Origin of the sequence: Nitrospirillum iridis, from assembly GCF_014205765.1 — a bacterium.
Classification (GTDB): Bacteria; Pseudomonadota; Alphaproteobacteria; order Azospirillales; family Azospirillaceae; genus Nitrospirillum; species Nitrospirillum iridis.
In genome coordinates this window covers 74,622-93,466 of record NZ_JACIIZ010000022.1, presented here as the reverse complement: position 1 = coordinate 93,466, position 18,845 = coordinate 74,622, and the positions used below count along the sequence as shown (strand labels likewise).

Annotated in this window: 15 protein-coding genes; 5 read left to right on the top strand and 10 right to left on the bottom strand. The window is 66.0% G+C overall.

Annotation, left to right across the window (positions count from 1 at the left end; translation table 11 throughout):
• Positions 1–177 precede the first annotated feature (177 nt).
• Complete coding sequence (locus FHS74_RS27755) at positions 178–1,209, bottom strand: methyl-accepting chemotaxis protein (protein WP_184807515.1); 1,032 nt, start codon at positions 1,207–1,209, stop codon at positions 178–180.
• A 443-nt stretch (positions 1,210–1,652) separates the two neighbouring features.
• Positions 1,653–2,183, bottom strand: coding sequence for a histidine phosphatase family protein (locus tag FHS74_RS27750; protein ID WP_184807514.1), 531 nt, complete (start codon positions 2,181–2,183; stop codon positions 1,653–1,655).
• Positions 2,184–2,354: 171 nt separating this feature from the next.
• Between FHS74_RS27750 and FHS74_RS27745 the strand changes: the two genes are divergently transcribed.
• The 3 genes from FHS74_RS27745 to FHS74_RS27735 all read left to right on the top strand — a co-directional run bounded on the left by FHS74_RS27745 (position 2,355) and on the right by FHS74_RS27735 (position 6,868).
• Positions 2,355–4,541 carry an RNA degradosome polyphosphate kinase gene (locus FHS74_RS27745; protein ID WP_184807513.1) on the top strand — a complete coding sequence of 729 codons (2,187 nt, stop codon included), beginning with the start codon at positions 2,355–2,357 and terminating at the stop codon, positions 4,539–4,541.
• 30 nt (positions 4,542–4,571) lie between these two features.
• Positions 4,572–6,107 (top strand): Ppx/GppA family phosphatase, encoded by a 1,536-nt coding sequence (locus FHS74_RS27740; protein WP_184807512.1) that lies wholly within the window; start codon positions 4,572–4,574, stop codon positions 6,105–6,107.
• A 119-nt stretch (positions 6,108–6,226) separates the two neighbouring features.
• Entirely contained in the window at positions 6,227–6,868 is a 642-nt protein-coding gene (locus FHS74_RS27735) for a hypothetical protein (RefSeq protein ID WP_184807511.1), read from the top strand.
• Positions 6,869–6,873: 5 nt separating this feature from the next.
• Here FHS74_RS27735 and FHS74_RS27730 read toward each other — a convergent pair whose 3' ends face one another.
• The 4 genes from FHS74_RS27730 to radA all read right to left on the bottom strand — a co-directional run bounded on the left by FHS74_RS27730 (position 6,874) and on the right by radA (position 12,168).
• The gene (locus FHS74_RS27730) at positions 6,874–7,323 is read right to left on the bottom strand and encodes a helix-turn-helix domain-containing protein (protein ID WP_184807510.1); all 450 of its coding nucleotides are present in this window, start codon (positions 7,321–7,323) and stop codon (positions 6,874–6,876) included.
• Positions 7,324–8,503: 1,180 nt separating this feature from the next.
• Complete coding sequence (gene purF, locus FHS74_RS27725; protein ID WP_184807509.1) at positions 8,504–9,958, bottom strand: amidophosphoribosyltransferase; 1,455 nt, start codon at positions 9,956–9,958, stop codon at positions 8,504–8,506.
• Between the two features lie 65 nt (positions 9,959–10,023).
• Positions 10,024–10,722 (bottom strand): CvpA family protein, encoded by a 699-nt coding sequence (locus FHS74_RS27720; RefSeq protein ID WP_184807508.1) that lies wholly within the window; start codon positions 10,720–10,722, stop codon positions 10,024–10,026.
• Positions 10,723–10,728: 6 nt separating this feature from the next.
• Positions 10,729–12,168, bottom strand: a complete 1,440-nt coding sequence (gene radA / locus FHS74_RS27715) for a DNA repair protein RadA (protein WP_184807507.1) — start codon at positions 12,166–12,168, stop codon at positions 10,729–10,731.
• A gap of 255 nt (positions 12,169–12,423) precedes the next feature.
• On the opposite strand from radA, the gene FHS74_RS27710 reads away from it, so the two are divergent.
• Positions 12,424–13,800 carry an amidohydrolase family protein gene (locus tag FHS74_RS27710; RefSeq protein WP_211106594.1) on the top strand — a complete coding sequence of 459 codons (1,377 nt, stop codon included), beginning with the start codon at positions 12,424–12,426 and terminating at the stop codon, positions 13,798–13,800.
• A gap of 291 nt (positions 13,801–14,091) precedes the next feature.
• Complete coding sequence (locus FHS74_RS27705) at positions 14,092–14,427, top strand: hypothetical protein (RefSeq protein ID WP_184807506.1); 336 nt, start codon at positions 14,092–14,094, stop codon at positions 14,425–14,427.
• 40 nt (positions 14,428–14,467) lie between these two features.
• On the opposite strand, the gene FHS74_RS27700 is transcribed toward FHS74_RS27705, so the two are convergent.
• The 4 genes from FHS74_RS27700 to FHS74_RS27685 all read right to left on the bottom strand — a co-directional run bounded on the left by FHS74_RS27700 (position 14,468) and on the right by FHS74_RS27685 (position 18,759).
• On the bottom strand, positions 14,468–15,247 hold the full coding sequence (locus FHS74_RS27700) for an ABC transporter ATP-binding protein (RefSeq protein ID WP_184807505.1): 780 nt from the start codon (positions 15,245–15,247) through the stop codon (positions 14,468–14,470).
• Positions 15,244–16,014 carry an MlaE family ABC transporter permease gene (locus FHS74_RS27695; protein ID WP_184807504.1) on the bottom strand — a complete coding sequence of 257 codons (771 nt, stop codon included), beginning with the start codon at positions 16,012–16,014 and terminating at the stop codon, positions 15,244–15,246. Before FHS74_RS27695 ends, FHS74_RS27700 begins: the two co-directional genes overlap by 4 nt.
• A gap of 80 nt (positions 16,015–16,094) precedes the next feature.
• A complete protein-coding gene (gene alr / locus FHS74_RS27690) occupies positions 16,095–17,237 on the bottom strand; it encodes an alanine racemase (RefSeq protein WP_184807503.1) in 1,143 nt (380 codons plus the stop codon).
• A gap of 19 nt (positions 17,238–17,256) precedes the next feature.
• Positions 17,257–18,759 carry a replicative DNA helicase gene (locus FHS74_RS27685; protein ID WP_246463418.1) on the bottom strand — a complete coding sequence of 501 codons (1,503 nt, stop codon included), beginning with the start codon at positions 18,757–18,759 and terminating at the stop codon, positions 17,257–17,259.
• Positions 18,760–18,845: the final 86 nt, after the last annotated feature.

Genomic DNA, 18,845 nt, shown 5'->3' with positions numbered 1-18,845 from the left:
CATCGGAAACATTTGCGACCTCTACGACCCCGACGAATGCTGGAACTACCTCAAGGCCGCAGGATATGCGTCCAATTAAAGGCTCGATGCTCTAAGCTGACGCGGAAAGAAGGCAGAAGAAAGGGGCCGGCCCGGTTAGGGCGCGGCCCCTTTTTCTTGGCGGGCTATAAGCCCGCGTCAGCTCTGCCCTGGCGGATTGTGCACCAGCACGCCGTACCAGCCCAGGCCGCGATAGGTTTCATATCCCGGCGTGCGGGCGAAGCCGATCAGGCGGCCGTGGCGGTCCATGTAGTGGCCCATGGGTTGGCCCTGGGTCACCAGATGGAAGCTCTCCGTCAATTCGCCCCGGCCGTCGCTGGCGGCGATGATGCGGCCGGTGGCATCCAACAGCAGGCAGCGGGTGTTGGTCCGTTCCGACGTCTCCAGCCGGACACCGGTTACCACCGCGCGTGCCTGGGGCGCCCAGTCGAAGAAGATGCCCAAGGCGCCCAGCACCTCGCCGTCCTGGGTGCCGTCGCGGCGGACGGCGGTGGAGTATGTCGCGACGGTGCGGTTCTCCAACACCGGGTTGGGGGTGATGTCCTCCACCGCGAAGTCGCCGCCGTCACGGGTGCGCAGGGCGTCGATGAACCACCCTTCGTTGGCCACGTTGGTGCCGATGGCGTGGGGGAAGCGGTCGGGCCGGCCGGTGGCGATGACCCGGCCATTGCGGTCGGCCACCCAGAGGTCGAGATAGACGGTGTAGCTTTGCAGGATGACGTTCAGGCGTTCGCTGGCGTGGCGGGTCGCCTCGTGCGATGGCGCCTGCAGGCTGGTGACGACAGCGCTGTCAGTGGCCCACCACCGCACGTCGCACGATCGCTCGTACAGATTGCGGTCGATGATGTCGATGCTGTTCAGGGCCAGGTCGGCCAGACGCTGGCCGCGGAAGCGGGTCATCAGATCCTCGCCCACCGTCGTCATCCGGTCGACAAGCTGGCCGATCTCGCTGCGCAGCTCGCCGGCCACGACGCTGACCCGTTGCGAGATCGAATTGACCTCGTTGGCCACCACGGCGAAGCCTCGGCCGGCGTCGCCGGCGCGGCCGGCTTCGATCAGGGCGTTGAAGGCCAACATCTTGGTGGTGCGGTTGATATCCTCGATCACCGAAACCTTCTGGCTGGCAACGTCCAGAACGTTCTTCGTCAGGTCGATCAGGCTGTTGTCCATCGGCTCCCCACTCTCTTGATTAGCTTTTGTGCGGCGCAGCAAAGCGCCTCGCAATGTTACGCTATCGCAAAAGGCGTGCCGCTATCCGAAAGGTTAAGGCGGAGATTAATAAACGGTTAAGATATAAGGATGTTTCACCCTGCACGCCGGCTTCGACCGCAGGGGCGACCCCAACCGAAAGTATGGATCTGGCCAAATCTAAGGCACCGGCCTGCACAGTCGATGTGCAACCTTTAAGCGGTGGCAAAAACTGAAATCGGTTTCGCTCATAAAGCTGGTGAAGGGGGCGGACCTACCGGGTTATGTCATTGACACAGCTGGCTGTAGTTATTTTTTTGATGGAGCCGCCAGTTTGCGTGAAGCGTGCTTTTTTTCTTTATGGGCGCTGCTTGATTGGATGAATTATACAACCTTTCCGCATCGTGCCTTGGCCGGTCGGGCTGTCATGCCGCCGGCAGGTCGCGGGGAACGACGAACTCCGCCAGATGCCCCTTGCCTGCACCCACATCGGCCCAGCGGTCGGTGGCGAATTCCAGCCGGGCGAGGGCGCCGGTGGGGTATTTTTCCATGATGCGGGTGCGAAGGGATGTCACCTCCGGGCTGGCCAGATCCAGCGCCAGGTCCTCCAGCCCGGGATTGTGGCCGATCAGCAGGACGGTCGACATCGCGTCGGGCAGGGCCCGCAGCCTTTCGGCCAGCACGGGTGCCGATGCCATGTAAAAGACGCGATCCACGATCATCCGTGGAGGCTCGCGCCACAGCGGCAGCAGGCCCGCCAGCGTGGCGCGCGTGCGTGCGGCGGTGGAGCAGAGGATGAGATCGGGCTGGGGTGTTCCACCCTTGCGGCGCCTCAAATACTCGGCCATGGTCGCAGCCGCGCGTTCCCCCCGTGCCGAAAGGGGACGCTCATGATCAGGGACGGAATCGTTGTCCCAGGAGGATTTCATATGCCGAAGCAGGAACAGGGTTTTCACGAGACATCCTCAGGGGTGGACCGGATGCCCGCGCCCGCTGTCGGCGAGGCGGGCCCGGACATGACGGGTGTGGAGACAAAAACAGCGGGATCGAAGGTTCTGGAACCTGAAACGGTAATGTTGGCGGTCTATAATGAACGACCCGATACGAACGCTGCGAATGAGGCGACTATGTCCACCGCGTTGGAAGCCCCGGCCCGCGAAATTGAGGCCGCCCCCATCGATATGACGTCGGCGGACCGGTTCATCAACCGCGAACTGTCGTGGCTGGCCTTCAACCAGCGCGTCCTGGAAGAGGCGTACAACGGCCAGCATCCGTTGCTGGAGCGCCTGCGCTTCCTGTCCATTTCCGCCAGCAACCTGGATGAGTTTTACACCGTCCGCGTCGCCGCGCTGAAGGCGCAGGTGACCGCCGGCGTGGCCACGCCCTCCGACGACAACCTGACGCCGGCGCAGCAGCTGGCCGCCATCAACGCCCGCGCCGCCGAGTTGATGCGCGAGCAGCAGGCCTGCTGGCTGATGATGCGCGCCGATTTGGCCAAGGCCGGTATCGCCGCCATCGATCCGGAGGAACTGACGCCGTCGGAGACCGACTGGCTGGAAGCGAAATTCCTGGACGACATCTTCCCGGTGCTGACGCCCATCGCCGTGGATCCCGCGCATCCCTTCCCCTTCATCGCCAATTCCGGCTACTCGCTGGCCGTCCAACTGTTCGATCCGGAACGCAACATCCACCTGGACGCCCTGGTGCTGTTGCCGGCGCAGCTGGACCGCTTCGTGCGCCTGCCGGGCAACGACGTCCGCTTCGTCCTGCTGGAAGAGCTGGTGCTGTTGTTCATCGACCGGCTGTTCCCCCCCTTCACTTTGAAGGGGCACGGCTTTTTCCGGGTGCTGCGTGACAGCGACATCGAAATCGAGGAAGAGTCGGAAGATCTGGTCCGCACGTTCGAATCGGCGCTGAAGCGCCGCCGTCGCGGCAGCGTCATCCAGCTGTGCGTCAATGCCGGCATGTCGCGCGAACTGCGCGATTTCCTGGCCGGCCAACTGCACGTGCCCACCGACGACGTCTTCGTCCTGGACGGCCTGATAGGCCTGTCGGAGGTCAAGCAGCTGATCATCGATGAGCGGCCCGACCTGCTGTTCCAGCCCTACAACGCCCGTTTCCCGGAGCGTATCCGCGACTTCGGCGGCGACTGCTTCGCCGCCATCCGGCACAAGGACATCATCGTCCACCATCCCTTCGAAAGCTTCGATGTGGTGGTTCAGTTCCTGCGCCAGGCGGCGTTGGACCCGGCGGTGCTGGCCATCAAGCAGACGCTCTACCGCACCTCAAAGAACTCCCCCATCGTCGCCGCCCTGATCGAGGCGGCGGAGGCGGGCAAAAGCGTGACGGCGATGGTGGAGCTGAAGGCCCGCTTCGATGAAGAGGCCAACATCCGCTGGGCCCGGGACCTGGAACGCGCCGGCGTGCAGGTGGTCTACGGCTTCGTCGACCTCAAGACCCATGCCAAGGTGTCGCTGGTGGTGCGGCGGGAACAGAAGGGGCTGCGGTCCTATGTTCATTTCGGCACCGGCAACTATCATCCCATCACCGCGAAGGTCTACACCGACCTCAGCTTCTTCACCTGCGATCCGGCGCTGGTCCATGACGCCGCCCACATGTTCAACTACATGACGGGCTACGCCACGCCCAAGGCGCTGGAAAAGATCGCGATCGCCCCCATCGGCTTGCGGGATCGGCTGGTCAGTCTGATCGACGCGGAAATCGCCCATGCCCATGCCGGCCGGCCGGCCCAGATCTGGGTGAAGCTGAACTCCCTGGTCGACGCCCGGATCATCGACAAGCTGTATGAGGCCTCGCAGCAGGGCGTCCGTATCGACATGGTCATCCGTGGCATCTGCTGCCTACGGCCGGGGGTCAAGGGGCTCTCGGAAAACATCCGGGTGAAAAGCATCGTCGGCCGTTTCCTGGAGCATGGCCGCATCATCTGCTTCGGCAACGGTGTCGGCCTGCCGCACCCGGGGGCCAAGGTCTTCATCTCCTCCGCCGACTGGATGCCGCGCAACCTCGATCGTCGTATCGAGACGCTGGTGCCCATCGAGACCGCCTCCTGCCATCGGCAGGTGATGGACCAGATCATGGTCGCCAACCTGAAGGATGAGGCGCAAAGCTGGCGGCTGGGCCCTGATGGCGAGTATCATCGTGTCGAAGCACCGCTGGGCGCCTTCAACGCCCATACGTTCTTCATGACCAACCCCAGCTTGTCGGGGCGGGGCAGCAGCGCGGTCACGGACCCCAAGGGTCCGGCCAAGCTGTTGCTGAAGCAGGCCGCGAAGGCGGCCAAGCGCGCCGACTAACCGCCTTGTTCCAGCCCGTTCCGGAATCCCATGCCCGTAAAGTTTGACCGACCCGCCCCGGACCGCCATGCCGGCACTGATCGCCTGGCGGTCATCGACATCGGTTCCAACTCCATGCGGGTGGTGGTCTATGATCGCCTGGAGCGGTCGCCCATCGCCATCTTCAACGAGAAGATCATGTGCGGCCTGGGCCGGTCGGTGGAAAAGACGGGCAAGCTGCATCCCGATGGCGTCAAGCTGGCGTTGTCCAACTTGGCGCGCTTCCGCCGCCTGATCGAGGGCATGCAGGTGGGCCGGGTGGACATCCTGGCCACCGCCGCCGTGCGCGACGCCAAGGACGGCGCCAAGTTCGTGGCGGATGTCGAGGCGTTGACCGGCATCCCCGTCACCGTGCTGGCGGGGGAGGAGGAGGCGCGGCTGTCCGCCATGGGCGTGCTGTCGGGCACTCCCGGCGCTGACGGCCTGATGGGGGATTTGGGCGGCGGCAGCCTGGAACTGGTCACCCTGGACAAGGGCGCCATTGGCCGCCAGGCCACGCTGCCGCTGGGGCCGTTGCGCCTGATCGAGGCGGTGGACGGCAAGCCAGGCTCGGCCACCAAGCTGATCGACACGCAACTCGCCAAGCTGCCCTGGGCATTGGATGGCCGGGGGCGGGAGTTCCACCCGGTGGGCGGTGGCTGGCGCGCCCTGGCCAAGATGCATATGGAGCAGACCGGGCATCCGCTGCACATCATCCACCATTACGTGGTCGATGCCCGGATGATGGCTGATTTCGCCGGGCTGGTCGGGCGGCAGAGCCGGGCGTCGCTGGAAAAGATGCCGGGCGTCTCCCGTCGCCGATTGGAGACGTTGCCCATGGCGGCGCTGGTGATGGAGCGCCTGCTGCGCACGGTGCAACCCTCCAACGTCGTCTTCTCCGCCTATGGTTTGCGCGAAGGCTTCCTGTTCGACCAGTTGTCGGCGGAGGAGCGCCGGCGCGATCCGCTGATCGACAGCTGCACGCAGGTGGCCGAACGCCTGGGCCGTTTTGGCGAGGCCGCCACCCTGACGCAATGGACGGCCCCCTTGTTCGCCGGTGAGGACGAGTCCGCCGGCCGGCTGCGCACCGCCGCCTGCCTGCTGTCCGACCTGGGCTGGTCGGAACATCCCGATTACCGGGCGGAGCATGCCTACCTGCGGGTGCTGCGCATGCCCTTCGCCGGCGCCGACCATGCCGAGCGCGCTTTCCTGGCGCTGGCCTCCTTCGTCCGGTATTCCGGAACGACGGAGGGGCAACCCCTGGGGCTGACCCGCACCCTGTTGTCGGAAGCGCAGCTGAGCCGGGCGCTCATCGTGGGTTTGGCGTTGCGTCTGGCCCATACCCTGACCGGGGGCGCCGCCACGCTGTTGCAGCGCACGGCCTTGCGCCTGACGGCGGACACGCTGACCCTGATGCTGCCTCGGGATGCCGCCATGCTGGATGGTGATGCCGTTCAGCGCCGCCTGGACGGTCTGGCCAAGGCCCTGGGGCGCAAGGGCTCGGTGGTGGTGCAGCAGGGGCCCACGCTGGCGGAAACCGGCGCCTGATACGGATATCGCTGGCGGAGCGATCGACAGCCAGGCAAGGGGCTTTCCGTTGGAATACCGGGGCTTCGCCCCATATAAGGTCAGTTCCGTTTGCCCTATCCCTGTCTGGACCGCGCACGATGGCTTCTCTGTCCCGTATAGCCTTGGCTCTGGGCGTTCTGTTGGCGCTGGCCGCCGGCGGCCCGCCGGCCCGCGCCGATTTCCTGCCGCCGGCTCGCCCGGCCGACACCGACCCCATCATTCAGCAGGTGCTGAATTGCTGGAGTTACGGCCACCGGCCCAATGCGCATGGCTCGGGCGTGGGTGTGGGGGGTGAAAAGCTGATCTGCGCCCATGGTGACGCCAAGCCGGCCATGATCAAGGACGCCTTGGCCCGCATCAACACCGTGGACGCCCAGACGCTGGTGGTGTGGTCGCGGGGCGGCAGCGACCCGCAGGCGGCCGCGGAACTGGTCCAGACCATCGTCGACCGCGGTATGACCGTCATTGTCGACGGCCCCTGTGCCGGCCCCTGTGTCTGGTGGCTGGCGGCAGCACCCAAACGCCTGGTGACGCCGGAGGCCGTCTTCGATTTTGCCGCTGGCCCGGACGCTCCCCCGTCGGTGGTTGATCGGGTGCGGCGGACAACGGGGATAGACCTGGAAGCCCTGCGCCAGGCGGGGGGGGCCGCGAAACCACGGGATGACGCAGCGCTGCGCGCCCTGGGCCTGGGCGTGACCACTCTACCGCCCATCGTGGCCGTGAAGCCGGCGCCGACCTGACGCGCTTAAGGGGCCGCTCCCGGTACCGGCCCGAACAGGTCTTCCCGCGTCTGCTCCAGCGCGTAGCGAAGAGCGCCGCGCCTTTCCCGTTCGTCCGGGATGGCGACCAGCCGGTCATAGATGCGGCTGATCAGTTGGCCCTGTTCTGAGGGCATGGGCCGCAGGCCGTCCGGGACGTGCAATGCCAGGACGCCGTCGATGATATGGCCCAGCAGCGCCGCATCCAGTCCCCGGCGATTGCCCGTCAGGTGCATGTTGCCGTGACCCGTTAGCAGCCAGTCCACCGAAATGTCCAGTTCCAGCAATTGGGCCAAGGTCTCGCCTTTGGGTAACTTGCCCAGGCGCTCATAACCTTGCCAGGTGTTCACTCCCAGGGAGAACCGGGCGGACATGCTTTTCTGCGTTTCCCCCAAATGTTCCCGGACTTGGCGTAGCCTATCCTTCAGTCTCGTCATGACGCCCCGCTCAGCCCTTGCGGGCGAAGGATGGTGGGAACGCCAAGCCCCGGGCGGGCGAGGGGGGACGGTGGCGTGCGGGCACAGGAAAGGGGATGGCACGAAATTTTGTGCTTCATCGGCACGAAAAAACGTGCCATCTTCAATTTCGCGTTCAGTCGAAACACTCCTTGACCACTCCTGATGTCATGGGGCCACGCAGGGCCGCCGGTGTCCGGGGCGGCATGGGGATGTCGCCCAAGGCACTGCCGCGATGGGGGATTGAAACGTTCCGCGGGAACGGGGCCTAGGCTTGGCGGACAGGCTAGGAGCCGCCTGGGATAGTCCGCGGGCGGTCACGGCTGTGGCGCGGCTGCGTTCAGGCTCTCGTATCGGATGAAGCAGGCCGGTAGTCCCCCAAAATTCAGGTACACATAATGTTTCCCCTGAGTGGTACATCCGTTCAGGTAAAAGTTTCATTAAGACTAGATAGAATAAGGCTCCTGGACCTGATCGCAACGTCCAATCTGCTTTAAGACAGTGGGTCGGAGCCCATGCCTATTGAGGCAGGATGGCGTCTATGCATAGGGCTGATTACCGCCTTTTTCCTGATCTGCGGCTAATTTGCATCATCTATAGTGGTGATATAGATGGTGTTGAAATAACGGAGCACATCGCAAAAATCATGCGCAGATCCGAGGTTGATCGATCATGGAATTGTGTGGTTGATCTTCGATCATTTATTGGTGATATCCATCACTCTTCCTTGGGGAGGATGGCAAATTTAATAAATAATAGGGGCGTTGTGACGCAGCCTAGATGGCCGCCAGATAAGGATGGCGCTCGCGTCTCCATCGTAAGCTATAACGCGGGACAGAGGTTTCTGGTCAGCTTGGCTCGTGTCTATATCCAGAGATATGATCTGCGACATTTCACCGATATGCGACAGGGTTTTGCTTGGGCATCGGGGCATGACGTGTTGCCGCCGGGCATGGAATCTCTGGATTGGCATCTCGCGGAGGCTGACGCGGGCGCCGGCTTGGAGCCCCGAAAATAGGGCGGTCAGGGCCCGCGGGGCCTGGCGAGCGCCATGGCTGTGGGGGAATCGAAACGCCCCCGGAAGGGGCGCTTCCGGGGGCGTTTTGTCGCAAGGTACTCAGCCCGGGGGGAGCCCGCCCCGGCAAAGCCTGGTGCGTGACGATCAGGCCCGACGCTCGGCCAGGAAGGCGACCTCGCCCCCGGGCGTGCCTTCGTAGTCGGTCAGCGGGATGGGATAGTCGCCGGTGAAGCAGGCGTCGCAATATTGCGGGCCGCCCGCGTCACGGCCAGCGTGGCCCAGCGCCTTGTACAGGCCGTCATTGGAAATGAAAGCCAGGCTGTCCGAACCGATGTAGCGGTTCATCTCTTCCACCGACAGCTTATGGGCCAGCAGCTTCTCCTTCTCGGGCGTGTCGATGCCATAGAAGCAGGAATGCCGGGTGGGCGGGCTGGAGATGCGCATGTGCACCTCCTTGGCGCCGGCGGCCCGCATCATCTCCACGATCTTCACCGACGTGGTGCCGCGCACGATGCTGTCGTCCACCAGGATGACGCGCTTGCCCTGGATGTAGTGCCGGTTGGCGTTGTGCTTCAGCTTCACGCCCAGGTGACGGATCTTGTCCGTCGGCTGGATGAAGGTGCGGCCGACATAGTGGTTGCGGATGATGCCCAGCTCGAACGGAATCTGGCTTTCCTCGGCATAGCCGATGGCGGCCGGCACGCCGCTATCCGGCACCGGGATGATCACGTCGGCGTCGACGTGGCTTTCCTGGGCCAGGTGCGCGCCGATCGCCTTGCGCACCTTGTAGACGCTGGAACCTTCCACCAGGCTGTCGGGTCGCGCGAAGTAGATGTACTCAAAGATGCAGAAGCGGCTTTTTTCCGGTTGGAAGGGGCGCAGGCTCTGCACGCCCGAGGCCGTCAGGACGACCATTTCGCCCGGCTCGATATCACGCACGAAGTCGGCGCCGATGATGTCCAGGGCGCAGGTCTCCGACGCCAGCACGGGCGCGTCCCCCAGCATGCCCAGCACCAGCGGCCGCACGCCGCGCGGGTCACGCACGCCGATGATCTGGTCCTTGGCCATGGCGACCAGGGAATAGGCGCCCTCGACCTGGCGCAGCGCTTCCACCATGCGGTCGATGACGCTGCCGCCACGGGCAGTCGCCATCAGATGGACGATGACCTCGGTATCGGTGGTGGATTGGAACAGGCAGCCGCGGCGCACCAGCTGACGGCGCAACGACATGGCGTTGGTCAGGTTGCCGTTGTGCGCCAGGCCGAATCCGCCAAACTCAAAATCGGCGAACAGGGGCTGCACGTTGCGCAGTGCCGTGTCGCCGGTGGTGGCGTAGCGCACGTGGCCGATGGCGGCGTTACCCTTCAGAGGCCGCATGACGGCTTCGGAGCTGAAATTGTCGCCGACCTGGCCCAGGGCGCGGTGAACCCCGAAATGCTCCCCGTCGAATGCGACGATGCCGGCCGATTCCTGGCCGCGGTGTTGCAGCGCATGCAGGCCCAGCGCCACCAGGGCTGCCGCGTCGGTGGCGCCCAGAATGCCAAAGACGCCGCATTCCTCACGCAACTTGTCGTCGTCGAAGGGGTTCGTGGTCAGCATGAGCGGTCACCGGGCGCCTTTCGCGCGAGGTTGGTACGTTGCGGTCCTGCTTCGAGGCCGCCGGCTTACTCCGGCTTCCTCTTATCGACGGAATTCTCGATCAACTGATCAAGCCCCGTGCGTTCGCGGTCGTTATAGCCCTGTTCACCGGGCTTCGCACCCGCGTTCACCGCAGGGGTGATCGCCGGGGTTTGAAGCCGTTCCAAGTCCTGCTTGGCGGCCAGGGCCCGCTCGGCTTCCATCCGGGCGGCATCGATACGTCCTTCACCCTCGTGGCGCAGGTCGGATGGCGCCAGCGTGCGCAACATATCCGCCCCGGCCTCCAGCGCCGGCCGGGTGCGCGCGTCGCGCAGCCAGTCGGGCTTGTTGTCCGGCCAGATGTAGCCCATCAGCATATAGCCCAGGCTGACCAGCACGGCGCCGCGCACCACCCCGAATCCGAAGCCCAGCGACCGGTCGATGGCCGACAGGGCGCTGTCGCTGACCCGGCCGGCCAGCGTGTGGCAGACCATCTGGAACACCAGCAGCGCCGCCACGAACAGGGCGATGATGGCGACACCGTCGGCAATCATCTGTCGTTCGATATGGGCGCGCACGAAGGGCTTGACCAGGGGGAAGGCATACAGTGTCACCAAGGCCGCCCCAACCCAGGCGCCGATCGACAGCACCTCGCGCACGAAACCGCGGGCGAAGGCCAGCAGGGCCGACAGGACGACGATGATGACGACGGCGATGTCCAGCGGGTTCAGTCCGTTGATATCCATGATGCCTTAACCCCGCCCGCCGGAGACGGCCCTGGGCGTGTTCTTGGGCGGTACGTTGCCGGGGGGCGGATTCTTCTGCGAGGGTGCTGCCTGGAACAGGGGCAGCAGGTCCGACAGGTGCTGCAACTCGATGCGCCGCAGCGCGTCCTCGCCGCTGCCACCCTTGCGCCGGCTGGGCACCAGCGCCGTGCCGAAGCCCAGCTTGGCCGCTTCCTTCAGCCGCGTCTCCGCCTGGCTGACCGCCCGGATTTCCCCCGACAACCCAATCTCCCCATATACCACCGCGTCGGCCGGCACCGGTTCCCCCGTCAGGGAGGAGACCAGCGCGGCGGCCACCGCCAGATCCGCCGCCGGTTCCGTGACCTTCAGGCCGCCGGCGACGTTCAGATACACGTCATTGGCCCCGATGGCGAGGCCGCAGCGCGCCTCCAGCACCGCCATGACCATGGCCAGGCGCGCCGTGTCCCAACCCACCACGGCGCGGCGCGGCGTGCCCAGGGGGGAGGGGGCGACCAGGGCCTGAACCTCCATCAGCACCGGGCGCGTGCCTTCCATGCCGGCGAAGACGGCGGTGCCGGTGACATCGCCCCGCCGTTCCGCCAGGAAAATCTCCGACGGGTTGGCCACCTCGCGCAGGCCATCCTCCGCCATCTCGAACACGCCGATCTCGTCGGTGGCGCCAAAGCGGTTCTTCACCGCCCGCAGGATGCGGAACTGGTGCCCACGCTCGCCCTCGAAATAAAGCACCGTGTCCACCATGTGCTCCAGCACGCGGGGGCCGGCGATCTGGCCGTCCTTGGTCACGTGGCCCACGATCAGCAGGGTGATGCCCCGGCGCTTGGCCACGCGGATCAGCTCCGAGGCGGAGGCGCGGACCTGGGCCACGGTGCCCGGCGCGCTGTCCAGCGTGTCGACATACATGGTCTGGATACTGTCGATCACCGCCACGCGTGGGCCGTCCGCCGCGTCCAACGATGCCACGATGTCACGCACGTTGGTGGCCGCTGCCAGGTTAACCGGCGCCGCCGCCAGGCCTAAACGCAATGCCCGCATGCGCACCTGGTCCACCGCCTCTTCGCCGGAAATGTAGGCGCAGGACGTGCCCTGGGCCAGGCGGCAGATGACCTGCAGCAGCAGGGTGGACTTGCCGATGCCGGGATCGCCGCCCACCAGCAAGGCGGACCCGTGCACCAGGCCGCCGCCGCAGACCCGGTCGAACTCCTGGATGTGGGTCATGCGGCGGGGCGACTGCTCCGACACGCCCGACAGCTCGACGAATTCCAGCCGGCGGCCCTGCACCTTGTTGCCCAGGCCCTTGGGCGCCGCCTCGGGGGCCGCTTCCTCCATCAGGGTGTTCCAGGCGCCACACCCCTCGCAGCGGCCACCCCATTTGGGATGGGAGGTGCCGCAGCTTTGGCAGACATAGCGGTTGGTGTTTCGGGCCACGGGGAGGGGCTTCCTGACGGGATGTTTAGCGAGGGCGCATCATAACAGCTTGGGTGACCCGACCGCCACCCCGGCGCCGGTTATACAGCCACTAGATTTAGGGGCCGAAGTGCAAGGGGGGCACGACAGAATGGTGTTGGGGGTGGTTTGCCGTGGAAATGGAATTGAGGGGCAGCGCCGGCGGCGCCGAATTGACAGCGGGCGGGCTGGCACCCACAGTTTTCGCTGATCTGATTTTCCTGGATGTGTTCCGTGATGCCCCTCACCATCCTGCGTCGTTGTGCCCTGATGCTGCCATCCCTCCTGGTCCTCTGGACGGGTGAGCGGGTCAGGGCCCAGGAGACGGCGCCCGAACCGGTGGTGATCTATCAGGGCGCCACCCTGGTTGACGGGACGGGGGCGGCGCCCAGGCCCGGCATGGCGGTGGTCACCAAGGGCCAGGTCATCGCCCTGGTGGCGCCAGTGGCCCAGGTGCCCGCCGACCTGGCCAGGGCCGCCACCGTGGTGGACGCCGCCGGCCTGTATGTCCTGCCCGGCCTGATCGACACCCATGTCCACCTGGCGACCGTGCCCAACCGCAAAGCGGAGGAGGCTTTGCTGCGCCGCGCCGTGTTCAGCGGGGTGACGGCGGAGCGTGACATGGCGGGTGACACGAGGGCGCTGGCTGACCTGTCGCGGTCCGCCCTGCTGGGGGAGATCCCGGCGCCGGACGTTTACTATGCCGCGCTGATGGCCGGGCCGAGCTTCTTCAAGGATCCGCGCACAGCGGCGTCCGCCCGGGGCGCGACGCCGGGCCAGGTGCCGTGGATGCAGGCCATCACCCCCGCCACCGACTTGAAGGTGGCGGTGGCGCTGGCGCGCGGCACCGGTGCCAGCGCCATCAAGATCTACGCCAATCTGCCGGCGGCGCTGGTCGCCGCCATCACGGCCGAGGCGCACGCCCAGGGCTTTCGCGTCTGGGCCCACGCCATGGTCTTCCCCGCCACGCCGGCTGAGGAGATCGAGGCCGGGGTCGATGTGTTGTCCCATGCCTGCCTGCTGGCCTACCAGGCACTGCCGGAGAAGCCGACCCAGTACCACGACCGGGCCCCGGTGGAATCGGCCCGCATCGCCAATCCCGATCCCCTGATGGCCGAGCTGTTCAACGCGATGAGGCGGCACGGCACGGTGTTGGACGCCACCGTGCGTGTCTATGCCGAGGGCGACAAACGATGGGCCGGCAAGTCCAATCCGCCCGGTTCCTATTGCCCGGCGGAGCTGGCGGCCCGCATCACACGCCAGGCCCATGACGCCGGCGTCCCGGTATCGGCCGGGACGGATGGGGAGACCCCGGCAGGCGATGGCTTCCCGGCTCTGCATGAGGAATTGGAACTGTTGGTGCGTGATGCCGGCTTCACGCCGCTGGCCGCCATCCAAGCGGGCACGCAAATGGGCGCCCGTGCCCTGGACCTGGAGGCGCGGATGGGCACGGTGGCGGCCGGCAAGCTGGCCAACCTGGTGTTCGTGTCCAAGGATCCCACGCTGGACATCGCCAACCTGCGCAGCGTCGTCTACACCGTGAAACGCGGGCGGCGGTACAATCGTACGGATTATACCCCCATCCGTCCGGATGAAGCAGGGGATGTTGATTGAACAAGCGATACGAGAAAGCTGGAGGATAAGGCGCGCGGGAGTATCCGGTCGCCTTCCCGGAGGTTCATTGGCGGGAAAGTTGTCGGGTTTTTGAAATTGTGATCAGTGAAATGATCATGACGCGGAATTTTTCAGCGTGTTATCCCTGCGGTCACCGTCGTTTGCGGTGATAGTGCGGAAATGTATAAAATACATCATAAATTAATTCCTTTATCCAGGACGATCTGTGTTCTGATCCTGGACGATGTGAACGGGGACGTCATCGCCGATTACATTGAGGAAACCTTGGCGATGAATTCGGACATCGCGACGTGGAACAGCGTGACGGATTTGCGCCTGCACGTGGGCAACGTCGGCCCGGACGCCATCCGCCGCATGGGGGTGGCCATGGCCAAGGCCATGCGCGGCCGGCCTGGTGGACGGGCGGCGGTGGTCAGCCACAATACCGGCGTGCGCTTCCTCTTGAACCTCTCCCGCCTGTTCATTCCCGGGCACGATTTGCGGGCCTTTTCCGATATGCGCGCCGCCTATGCCTGGGCGTCGGGGCAACGGATCGGATGCCCGGACGCGGAGGGCGGGATGCCAGCGGAAATGGCGGTGGCCGGCTGGGGACGGGTTGCCGCCTGAGGGCCCCCTGGAATCGTCCTCGGCTAAAGGCCGACGGCGTTCAGGCCAGCTTCACCTGCATCTGGATCGGCCCTTCGGCCCGGCCATGGATGAACTGGTCGACGTAAGGGTTGCCGCTGTTGTCGATACTGCTGGTGGGGCCCTGCCAGATCAGCTTGCCCTGGTACAGCATGCCGATGCGGTCGGAGATCTTGCGGGCGCTGGCCATGTCGTGGGTGATGGTCAGGGCGGTGGCGCCCAGGTCGCGCACGCACTTCACGATCAGGTCGTTGATGACGTCGGCCATGATGGGGTCCAGGCCCGTCGTCGGCTCGTCGAAGAAGATGATTTCCGGCGTGGTGGCGATGGCGCGGGCCAGGCCCACGCGCTTCTGCATGCCGCCCGACAGCTCCGCCGGTGACAGGTTGGCGACGTCGGCGCCCAGGCCCACGGCGGCCAGCTTCTCGATGGCGATGTCGCGCGCCTGGGATCGCTTCATCCCCTGGCCCTGGATCAGGCCGAAGGCGACATTCTGCCAGACGGGCAGGCTGTCGAACAGGGCGCCGCCCTGGAACAGCATGCCGAACTTGGTCATCACCCGCTCCCGCGCGCGGCCGCCGATACGGGTCGTATCCTCCCCATCCACCTTGATGGTGCCCGCGTCGGGATGCAGCAGGCCCAGGATGGACTTCAGCATCACCGACTTGCCCGTGCCCGAGCCGCCGATGATGACGAAGGATTCGCCCTTGGCGACGCTGAGGTCCACGCCGTCCAGCACCTTCTTCGCACCGAAGGCCTTCTTGACGCCGCTCAGTTCGATCTTGGGGGTCGCGGTGCTCATGAGAAGAACAGCCCCGTCAGCAGATAGTTGATCATCAGGATCATGGTGGAGGCGGAGACGACGGCGTGCGTGGTGGCCGCACCCACGCCCTGGGCGCCACCCTTGGAATGGTAGCCGTTGTAGCAGCCCATCAGCGAGATGATGAAGCCGAAGGCCGCCGCCTTCACCAGGCCGGAGACCACGTCGATGGTCTCCAGGTACTGCACCGTGCTGCTGAGATATGCTGTGGGATTGAAGCCCAGGCGGTAGACGCTGACGACATAGCCGCCGAAGACGCCGATGATGTCGGCCACCAGCACCAGGCAGGGCAGCATCAGGGTGCCGGCCAGGATGCGCGGCGCCACCAGGTATTTATAAGGGTTGGTGGACAGGGTGCTGAGCGCGTCCACCTGTTCCGTCACCCGCATGGTGCCGATCTCGGCCGCCATGGCGGCGCCGACGCGGCCCGCCACCATCAGGCCGGCCATGACCGGCCCCAGCTCGCGGGTGATGGACAGGACCACCACGGTGGCGATGGCGCTGGACGCGTTGAAGCGGGCGAACCCGGTATAGCTCTGCAGCGCCAGCACCATGCCGGTGAACAGCGCCGTCAGGCCCACCACCGGAAGGCTGTTGTAGCCTATCTCCCGCATCTGCTGGACCAGCAGGCGGGGATAGAAGGGGGGACGGACGCAGTGCGACAGGGCGCGCGCCGTAAACAGGGCCAGCCGCCCCGTGGCGGCCAGGAACACCAGGGTGGCCCTGCCGATCCCGCTCAAGAACCCCATCCGCTCCGCTCCTCAGCCATTCAAAGGACTAGATACCGCCTGCGCCCCCCGCGCGACCGCCTCGGGGGCGTCGCGCAAGGTCACGCCCCCTGATACACGCGGCAAAACCTCCGGCCAAGCCCCGTTAAGATTTCATAAGCGATAGTACCCGCGTCGGCGGCCACGTCATCCAGCGGCCGGTCGGGCCCGATGAGTTCGGCGAAGACACCGGGAACCAGGGCCTGGGCCGGCACCCGCGTCGCGTCCACGGTCAGGAGATCCATGGAAATTCGGCCTACCACCGGGGCGCGGGCGCCGGCGATGGTGACATGGCCGGACGATCCCAGGGCCCGGAAATAGCCGTCGGCATACCCCACGGCGATGGTGGCCAGCCGCGCGGGCGCCGCTGTGCGGTATGTCGCGCCATAGCCCACGGCCGCACCGGCCGGCACCTCGCGCACCTGCAGCACCCGGCCCAGCAGACGGACCACCGGCGCCATGGGGTTGGGCGCTTCCGGCGTTGGATTGACGCCGTACAGCGCCGCGCCCGGCCGCACCAGATTATGCAACAGCCTGTCCTCGCGGAAAATGCCGGAGGAGGCGGCCAGGCTGGCCGGGGCCCTGGGCAGGCGGGCCAGGTGGGCGCGGAAGCGGCTGTCCTGCTCGGTCGCCATGCCGTCGCCGGCCACGTCCGCGCTGGCCAGATGGCTCATCCAGCCCTGAAGCTCCAGGCCTGTCAGCAGGGCGGGATCATCGGCCAGTCGGTCGGCGTCGCTTGCCGTCAGGCCCAGCCGGTTCATACCGGTGTCGATGTGGATCATCGCGGGCAGGGGGCGGCCCAGCGCCATGGCCGTGGCGCGCCAGCGGGCGATGTCGTCCGGCGTATTGAGTACCGGAGTGAGATTGTGGGCCGCCAATTCCCGTTCCGCGCCCATGGCCGGCCCGTGCAGCAGCAGAACGCGGACATCCTCCGGCAGCGTGGCGCGCAGGCTGGCCGCTTCTTCCAGGTCGGCGACGAAGAAGGTTCGGCATCCGGCCCGGGCCAGGGCCTGCGCCACCGGCCCGGCCCCCAGGCCATAGCCGTCGGCCTTGACCACCGCGCCGCACTCCACCGTGGGGCCGGCGCGGTGGGCATGCGTGCGCAGGGTGCGCCAATTGCCGACGACGGCATCCAGGTCGACGGCCAGGACCGCGCCGGCCGTCGCCGGCGCCCCTCCTGTCGGCACCGTTTCCGAAAGCCCCATGGGTGACACCCCCACAGCCTCAGTAATCGTCACCGGCGCCTGCGAGGGCATGGTGGGTGTCGAGGTCGGAGAAGCGGGTGAACTCGCCATGGAAATGCAGGCGCACGGTGCCCACGGGGCCGTGACGCTGCTTGGCGATGATGGCCTCGGCGGTGTCGTGCACCTCTTCCAGCCGCTGCTGCCAGCGCTGGTAGCGGTCATTGAACTTGTCTTCCGCCTCTTCGGGACGGCGCGCCGGCTCGGCGCGCTCCAGATAGTACTGCTCGCGGTAGACGAACATGACCACGTCGGCGTCCTGCTCGATCGAGCCCGACTCACGCAGATCCGACAGCTGGGGACGCTTGTCTTCCCGGTTCTCCACCTGACGCGACAGCTGTGACAGCGCGATCACCGGCAGGTCCAGTTCCTTGGCGATGGCCTTCAGGCCCCGGGTGATCTCCGAGATTTCCTGCACGCGGTTGTCTGTCCTGCTGATCCCGCCGCCGCGCAGCAACTGCAGATAGTCGACGACGATCATGCCCAGGCCGTGGGTGCGCTTCAGCCGGCGGGCGCGCGTGCGCACGGCGGTGATGGACAGGGCGGGGGTGTCGTCGACGAAGAACGGCACCTTGGAGATGTAGTTGCTGGCCTCGATGAAGCGGGGGAAGTCGCTGCCGTGGATTTCGCCGCGGCGGATCTTGTCGCCGCTGACCTCGGCTTCATCCGCCAGGATACGGGTGGCCAGCTGCTCGGCCGACATTTCCAGTGAGAAGAAGCCGACGGGCGCGCCTTCCTTGCCGCTGCTCTTCATGTGCGCCCGGGCGGCGTTGAAGGCGATGTTGGTGGCCAGCGCCGTCTTGCCCATGGAGGGCCGGCCCGCCAGGATGACGAGGTCCGAGGGGTGCAGGCCGCCCAGCTTGCCGTCCAGGTCGCGCAGGCCGGTGGTGACGCCGGTGACATGGCTGGAGCGCTTGTAGGCGGCCTCCGCCATTTCGATCGCCGCCTTCAGCGAGCGCTCGAAGGGGACGAAGCCACCCTGCGCGTCGCCGTTGGAGGCGAGATCGAACAGCTTCTTTTCCGCCTCCTCGATCTGGTCGGTGGCGACCACGTCCAGATCGTGCTTGTAGGCGGCGTTGACCATGTCCTCGCCCACGTCGATCAGCTGCCGGCGCAGGTAGCTGTCGTGGATGATGCGGCCATAGTCCTCGGCGTTGGTCACGGTGACGACGCTGGCCGCCAGACGTGCCAGATATTCCGTGCCGCCGATTTCCTTCAGGTCGGCGTCCTGTTCGAAATAGGCCTTCAGCGTCAGCGGGCTGGCGATCTGCCCCCGCTCCACCAGCTTGGCGATGGCGGCGAAGACCCGGCCGTTGGCGGGGTCGAAGAAATGCTCCGGGCGCAGGAACTCGGCCACCTTTTCCAGGGCCTTGTTGTTGACCAGGGCCGCGCCCAGCAGCGCCTGTTCCGCCTCCATGTTATGGGGCGGCGTACGGTAGGGCAGCCCGCCAGAGGCGGCGGCCGTGTCGGTCAACTTGGTGTCCATGGCCATCAGTGTAGCAGCGCGGGCCGCATCACATAGCGGGCGGGCGTCGTCCCGGCAAGTGCAACATGCGGATGGAATTTATCCAC

Excerpts from the sequence above, each read along its gene's own strand:
- FHS74_RS27720 (WP_184807508.1), bottom strand. The coding sequence starts at position 10,722 with ATGGATATCAACGGACTGAACCCGCTGGACATCGCCGTCGTCATCATC.
- purF (WP_184807509.1), bottom strand. The coding sequence starts at position 9,958 with ATGCTGACCACGAACCCCTTCGACGACGACAAGTTGCGTGAGGAATGC.
- FHS74_RS27705 (WP_184807506.1), top strand. The coding sequence starts at position 14,092 with ATGAATTCGGACATCGCGACGTGGAACAGCGTGACGGATTTGCGCCTG.
- FHS74_RS27700 (WP_184807505.1), bottom strand. The coding sequence starts at position 15,247 with ATGAGCACCGCGACCCCCAAGATCGAACTGAGCGGCGTCAAGAAGGCC.
- FHS74_RS27685 (WP_246463418.1), bottom strand. The coding sequence starts at position 18,759 with ATGGACACCAAGTTGACCGACACGGCCGCCGCCTCTGGCGGGCTGCCC.
- FHS74_RS27730 (WP_184807510.1), bottom strand. The coding sequence starts at position 7,323 with ATGACGAGACTGAAGGATAGGCTACGCCAAGTCCGGGAACATTTGGGG.
- FHS74_RS27710 (WP_211106594.1), top strand. The coding sequence starts at position 12,424 with ATGCCCCTCACCATCCTGCGTCGTTGTGCCCTGATGCTGCCATCCCTC.
- alr (WP_184807503.1), bottom strand. The coding sequence starts at position 17,237 with ATGGGGCTTTCGGAAACGGTGCCGACAGGAGGGGCGCCGGCGACGGCC.
- FHS74_RS27695 (WP_184807504.1), bottom strand. The coding sequence starts at position 16,014 with ATGGGGTTCTTGAGCGGGATCGGCAGGGCCACCCTGGTGTTCCTGGCC.
- FHS74_RS27755 (WP_184807515.1), bottom strand. The coding sequence starts at position 1,209 with ATGGACAACAGCCTGATCGACCTGACGAAGAACGTTCTGGACGTTGCC.
- FHS74_RS27745 (WP_184807513.1), top strand. The coding sequence starts at position 2,355 with ATGTCCACCGCGTTGGAAGCCCCGGCCCGCGAAATTGAGGCCGCCCCC.
- FHS74_RS27735 (WP_184807511.1), top strand. The coding sequence starts at position 6,227 with ATGGCTTCTCTGTCCCGTATAGCCTTGGCTCTGGGCGTTCTGTTGGCG.
- FHS74_RS27740 (WP_184807512.1), top strand. The coding sequence starts at position 4,572 with ATGCCCGTAAAGTTTGACCGACCCGCCCCGGACCGCCATGCCGGCACT.